Below are 5500 nucleotides of genomic sequence, written 5' to 3' on the forward strand. Positions count from 1 at the left end.
CCTGGCCGAGCTGCGCAAGGCCGGCCTCGTTGACTCGCGGCGAGGTACGGGAGCGGGCTGGACGCTCTCCCGGGACCTGGCGGCGATCACCCTGCTCGACGTCCATGAGGCGATCGCTGCCGGGCCGATTTTCGCTCTGCACCGCTCGACGCCTGACCCCGAGTGCGTCGTGGGCCGCGGCATCGGGCCGGCGCTGACTTCCGTCTACGACGAGATCGAGGCCGCCCTCCGCAGGGAGCTGGCGAGAACCACGCTGGAGGACGTCCTGCGGGACGTACTCAAAACCGCCTAGCCCACCGCCGGTCCCGGTGGTGGCACTTTTCCGCGGCCCTCAATGTAACAAAAATGGTTACCTCGAAGATCGGGAGAACCCCATGGGACAACTGGACGGCAAGACCGCCCTGGTGACCGGCGCCTCTACCGGCATCGGTCTGGCCATCGCGCGCAGGTTCGCCGCCGAGGGAGCGACGGTCTACCTGACCGGCCGCCGCAAGGCCGAACTGAACACCGCTGTCGCGCAGGTCGGCAGCCACGGGATCGGCATCCAGGGCGATGTGTCGCGGCTCGACGACCTCGACCGGCTCTTCGCCGAGATCACCAAGCGCAGCGGCCGCCTCGACATCGTCGTCGCCAACGCCGGCGTCGGGGACTACCGTCCGCTCGGTCAGATCACCGAGGAGGAGTACGAACAGACCACCTCCATCAACCTCAAGGGCACGATCTTCACCGTCCAGAAGGCCCTGCCCCTCCTGTCGGCCGGCGCCTCGGTGACTCTGCTCTCCTCCAGCGCGGCCCTGCGCGCCGCCCCGGGCCTCGGCGTCTACGCCGCCACCAAGGCCGCGATCCGCAGCCTCGCCCGCACCTGGGCTGCCGAACTGGCCGGCCGCGGGATCCGGGTCAACGCCCTCACTCCCGGCCCCGTCGAGACCCCCGGCGGTGACGAGCTGCGGGCCGCGTTCCCGCAGGGCGATCAGTCCGCGGTGGCCGAACCCGCCGCACCGACCCCGCTCGGCCGCGCCGGTCGTCCCGAGGAGGTCGCTGCCACCGCCCTCTACCTGGCCGGAGACCAGAGCTCCTTCACCACCGGTGCGGAACTGCTCATCGACGGCGGCGCCACGCAGCTCTAGAGGTGACGTGAGGCGCATGCGACATACACCCACTCCACAAGTACGAGAGACAAGGACAAACACAATGGCAACAGATACCCAGACCTCACGGGCAGTGGCCGAGCAGTTCCTGGAGCGCCTCGGCAGGCAGGACCAGGACGGCATCCAGGAGCTGTTCGCGGCAGACATCGACTGGCACGTCCCCGGCAACGACGAACTGCCCTGGACCGGCCGCCGTACCCACCGGGAGGAAGTGGCGCCGTACTTCACCACGATGTGGCCGCACTTCGTACCCGGCAAGAGCAAGGTCGTGCTGGAGCGGATCATCGTCGACGGCGGTGACGTGATGCTGCTGGGGGTCTTCACGCACACCGTCGCGTCCACCGGCAAGGAGTTCACCACTCCGTCGGCCATGCACCTGGTGGTCGAAGACGGCGAGATCGTCCGCATGCACCTCTACGAGGACACGCTGAGCGTCGACCAGGCGTTCCACACCGACTGAGCGCGACAAGGGTCCAGCACTCGCACCAGTAGCCGTACCGCGTGCTCTTCATCGGCGTCGGTGGTCGCTGCCAGTTGTCAGGAAGCGTCGGGGTGCGGTCCCGTGCGGTCCCGGTCACTGGGCAGTCGCCTCTCCGGTCCGGCACTTCGGGCAGGCGCATGACGGGAAGGCGGAGGTGAGCGGTGGCGGTCCCTTGCGGTGCGGGATGCTCACCGTGCCGCACTCCCGGGTGACCGTGCCATAGACGCTCATCGCGGACGCGCAGGCTCGCGGCTTGGAGGTGTGTCTCGGCCTGACCCCGACCGCGGCACACTGGCTGGAGCCGCAGACGGCTGAGCTGGAGCGGCTCACCGGGCACCGCGTGCGCAGCGCGTACAAGCTGCCGGGGGAGCCGGACGTGTGGCCGAAGGCGGACGTGATCGCGGTGGCGCCCACGACCTTCAACACCGTCAACGCGTGGGCCCTCGGCCTCACACGGGACTTCGTGGTCGGCGTCGTCGCCGGAGGCATCGGCAAAGGCATCCCCATGGTCGCGATGCCCTGCGTGAACGCGGCCTACGCGCAGCACCCGCAGTTCGAGCGGGGCGTGGCAGAACTGCGTCGGATGCGTGTGCGGGTGCTGTACGGCGATGACGGCTTCGTCCCGAACCCACCGGGCCAGGGCAAGCCGCAGGAGTACCCGTGGCACCTGTTCCTCGGCGCGGTGGAGGAGATCGTCGCAGCACGGTAGCGGCCCGCCGCAGCACAAAGGCCCCCGCCGGCGGATGAGCCGCAGGCAGGGGCCTTGGTCAGGCAGTGGTTACTTCTTCTTGCCCTGGTTCTTGACCGCCTCGATCGCGGCCGCCGCCGCCTCCGGGTCGAGGTACGTGCCGCCCGGGGTGAGCGGCTTGAAGTCGGCGTCCAGGTCGTAGGCGAGGGGGATGCCGGTCGGGATGTTCAGGCCCGCGATGTCGGCGTCCGAGATGCCGTCCAGGTGCTTGACCAGGGCGCGCAGGCTGTTGCCGTGGGCGGCGACCAGGACCGTGCGGCCGGTCAGCAGGTCGGGGACGATCGCGTCGTACCAGTAGGGCAGCATGCGGACGACGACGTCCTTCAGGCACTCCGTGCGCGGGCGCAGCTCCGGCGGGATCGTCGCGTAGCGCGCGTCGTGGGCCTGGGAGAACTCGGAGTCGTCCGACAGCGGCGGCGGAGGGGTGTCGTACGAGCGGCGCCAGAGCATGAACTGCTCCTCGCCGAACTCGGCCAGCGTCGCCGCCTTGTCCTTGCCCTGGAGGGCGCCGTAGTGGCGCTCGTTCAGGCGCCAGGAGCGGTGGACGGGGATCCAGTGGCGGTCCGCGGCCTCCAGGGCCAGCTGGGCCGTGCGGATCGCCCGCTTCTGGAGGGACGTGTGGACCACGTCGGGGAGGAGACCGGCGTCCTTCAGAAGCTCGCCACCGCGGACTGCCTCCTTCTCGCCCTTCTCGTTCAGGTTGACGTCCACCCAGCCGGTGAACAGGTTCTTCGCGTTCCACTCGCTCTCGCCGTGGCGGAGGAGGATCAGCTTGTACGGTGCGTCGGCCATGGCGTCGAGCCTACCTAAAGGGGGTTCCGGGGCGGGACGCGCACGGGTGCCGTAGCACGCCCGGTCATGGGGCGGCTCCGAGTGTGCTCTCCGTCTCGCTAACGTTCGGTTAATTCTCGTACAACCATTCGCCACATTCACGTGTCTGCTTATCGCCAGGAAGATCGAGGGGTCAGGAAGAGGAGCACAGAACGTGACCGTGCGTTCCTTTGCGCGGCGGATGCGACCGCGAGTCGAGCGGAAGGCCGCCGAGCGGGTGTGGCAGCTGCGTACCATGCGGCGGCGCCGCAAGGCGGCGGTCACGGACCCGGAGCTGCGCCCGGTCGCGGTGAAGGGCCAGCAGCTTTACGGCCGGGTGGTGGACCGCTTCACCGCCGCCGAAGCCGCCGCCGAGAATTTGGATCTTGTGGTCGGCGCGCTGGAGCAGGCCGGCATTTCCTATTTCCTGGTCTCCTCCCGGACGCGTTACACGGTCGGTGTCAATGCGGTGGACCGGGAACGCTTTATCACCGCCTTGGAGGAGCGGCACGCGGGCACCGCCGTCTTCATCGGCCGGCCGCTGCCCGGCGGCCAGCTCAAGCACCCGGCCCTCTTCCTGGACGGCGCCCTGCCCGCCGCGCTGCGCACCGCCCCCGTGCTGCGGATCGGCGAGAACCACCTCGGCCCCGCCGGCCAGCTGCTCGCCGGGCCGGAGCTGGCCTGCGACGTGGAGTTCTGGGAGGACGGCGGGCAGCTGCTCGCCTCCGCCGACGGCCCCCGGCGGCTGGCCAAGGTGCAGCCGCAGGCCTCCGCCGACATCTTCGCCGAGTCGCTCGTCACGCCCCGCAACAACGGGATCACGGACGTGCTGCCGGCGAGCGAGCAGAAGCCCGCCACCGTGCGGGTCGGCGAGCGGGAGCTGCCCACCTTCGCCCCGCTCACCGTGCCGACCGTGAACCGGGTGACCTTCCCGGTCGACGTCGTCTACACCTGGGTGGACGGCGAGGAGCCGGCGATGCGGGCCAAGCGCGCCCGCTACCAGGACCGCGGCATCGCCGAGATCCTGGACAAGGAGACCAACGCCTCCCGCTACACCAGCCACGACGAGCTGAAGTACTCGCTGCGCTCGCTCGCGATGTACGCCGACTTCGTCCGGCACATCTACATCGTGACCGACGGCCAGAAGCCGCACTGGCTCGACGACACCGTCCCCGGGATCACGGTCGTCGACCACCGCGACATCTTCCCGGCGGATGTGCTGCCCGTCTTCAACTCGCACGCGATCGAGACCCGGCTGCACCACATCCCCGGCCTGTCGGAGCACTACCTGTACTTCAACGACGACGTCTTCGTCGGCCGCCGGATCACCCCGGAGCACTTCTTCTTCGGCAGCGGTCTGATGAAGATCCCCGTGTCCCCGCTGAAGATCGGCGTCGGCAAGCCGCACGCCGAGGAGACCGCCACCAACTCCGCCAGCAAGAACGTACGGCGGCTGCTGCTGGAGAAGTTCGGGCGGATGACGACGAACAACTTCATGCACACCCCGCTGCCGCAGCAGCGCGGCACGCTGCACGTGCTGGAGGAGCTGTTCCCGGAGGACATCCGGCGCACCACCGCGTCCCGGTTCCGCTCGCCGCAGGACATCGCGATGACGGCCCCGCTGCTCTACCAGTACGCGCTGATGACCGGGCAGGGCGTGCCCGGCAAGTTCAGCTTCCGGTACGTGAACATCAGCCGGCCGGACGCCGAGCGGCGCCTGGCCGACCTGCGCCGCAACCGCCGCTTCGACTTCTTCTGCCTCAACGACGTCGACGTGCCGCCGGAGGAGCGGGAGCAGGTCAGCGTGCGCATGCACGAGTTCCTGGAGAACTACTTCCCCTTCCCGAGCCCCTTCGAGAAGCAGAGCTGACGGGTCGCGGCCATGGCCATACACCTCCGTCACCGGCTCGCGGCCCCGTCGCCGGGGCTGCGGGCCGCCCGGGACCTCCTGGTGCGGCTGCGGCTGTGGCTGTCGGCGCGCCTCTGGGCGCTGCGCGCCGCCCCGGCCCGCCGCCGGCTGCGCGCCGCCGTGCCGGGGCTGCGCCGGGTCGCCTGCGGACGGGTACGGCTGTACGGGCGTACGGTCGCCGGTTACACCGCCGCGGACGCCGCCGCCGCCGACCTGGAGCAGATGTGCGCCCTGCTGGAGGCGGCCGGCGTGCCGTACTTCCTGGTCCCCGCCGAGCAGGGGCCCGGGGTGCCGCGGCCGGTGGTCGGGGTGGAGGAGTCGTACCGTGCCGCGGTCCTCGCCGGGGCCCGGCGGCACTTCGCGCGCAGTGCCGGGTACGTCGGTGCGGTGGGCGCGGACGGCAC

At 70.2% G+C, this 5500-nt stretch carries 6 protein-coding genes and 1 pseudogene; 6 read left to right on the plus strand and 1 reads right to left on the minus strand.

Features of this window, described 5'->3' with window-relative positions; all coding sequences use genetic code 11:
• The 4 genes from CCN44_RS33835 to CCN44_RS33850 all read left to right on the plus strand — a co-directional run.
• The coding region (locus CCN44_RS33835) for an Rrf2 family transcriptional regulator (protein WP_086702133.1) at positions 1-292 on the plus strand (292 nt) is incomplete at its 5' end.
• 82 nt (positions 293-374) lie between these two features.
• A complete protein-coding gene (locus CCN44_RS33840; protein ID WP_086702126.1) occupies positions 375-1127 on the plus strand; it encodes an SDR family NAD(P)-dependent oxidoreductase in 753 nt (250 codons plus the stop codon).
• A gap of 64 nt (positions 1128-1191) precedes the next feature.
• Complete coding sequence (locus CCN44_RS33845) at positions 1192-1608, plus strand: nuclear transport factor 2 family protein (RefSeq protein WP_086702128.1); 417 nt, start codon at positions 1192-1194, stop codon at positions 1606-1608.
• A gap of 250 nt (positions 1609-1858) precedes the next feature.
• Positions 1859-2338 (plus strand): flavoprotein, encoded by a 480-nt coding sequence (locus CCN44_RS33850; RefSeq protein ID WP_086702131.1) that lies wholly within the window; start codon positions 1859-1861, stop codon positions 2336-2338.
• A gap of 69 nt (positions 2339-2407) precedes the next feature.
• Here CCN44_RS33850 and CCN44_RS33855 read toward each other — a convergent pair whose 3' ends face one another.
• The gene (locus CCN44_RS33855) at positions 2408-3169 is read right to left on the minus strand and encodes a phosphoglyceromutase (protein WP_059250323.1); all 762 of its coding nucleotides are present in this window, start codon (positions 3167-3169) and stop codon (positions 2408-2410) included.
• 220 nt (positions 3170-3389) lie between these two features.
• Here CCN44_RS33855 and CCN44_RS33860 point away from each other — a divergent pair, with 220 nt between their 5' ends.
• Positions 3390-5057, plus strand: coding sequence for a stealth family protein (locus CCN44_RS33860; RefSeq protein WP_202430224.1), 1668 nt, complete (start codon positions 3390-3392; stop codon positions 5055-5057).
• A 12-nt stretch (positions 5058-5069) separates the two neighbouring features.
• Positions 5070-5500, plus strand: a pseudogene (locus CCN44_RS44665) (stealth family protein); the annotation flags it as partial.

This window comes from Streptomyces tricolor (assembly GCF_002155905.1).
Lineage (GTDB): Bacteria > Actinomycetota > Actinomycetes > Streptomycetales > Streptomycetaceae > Streptomyces > Streptomyces tricolor.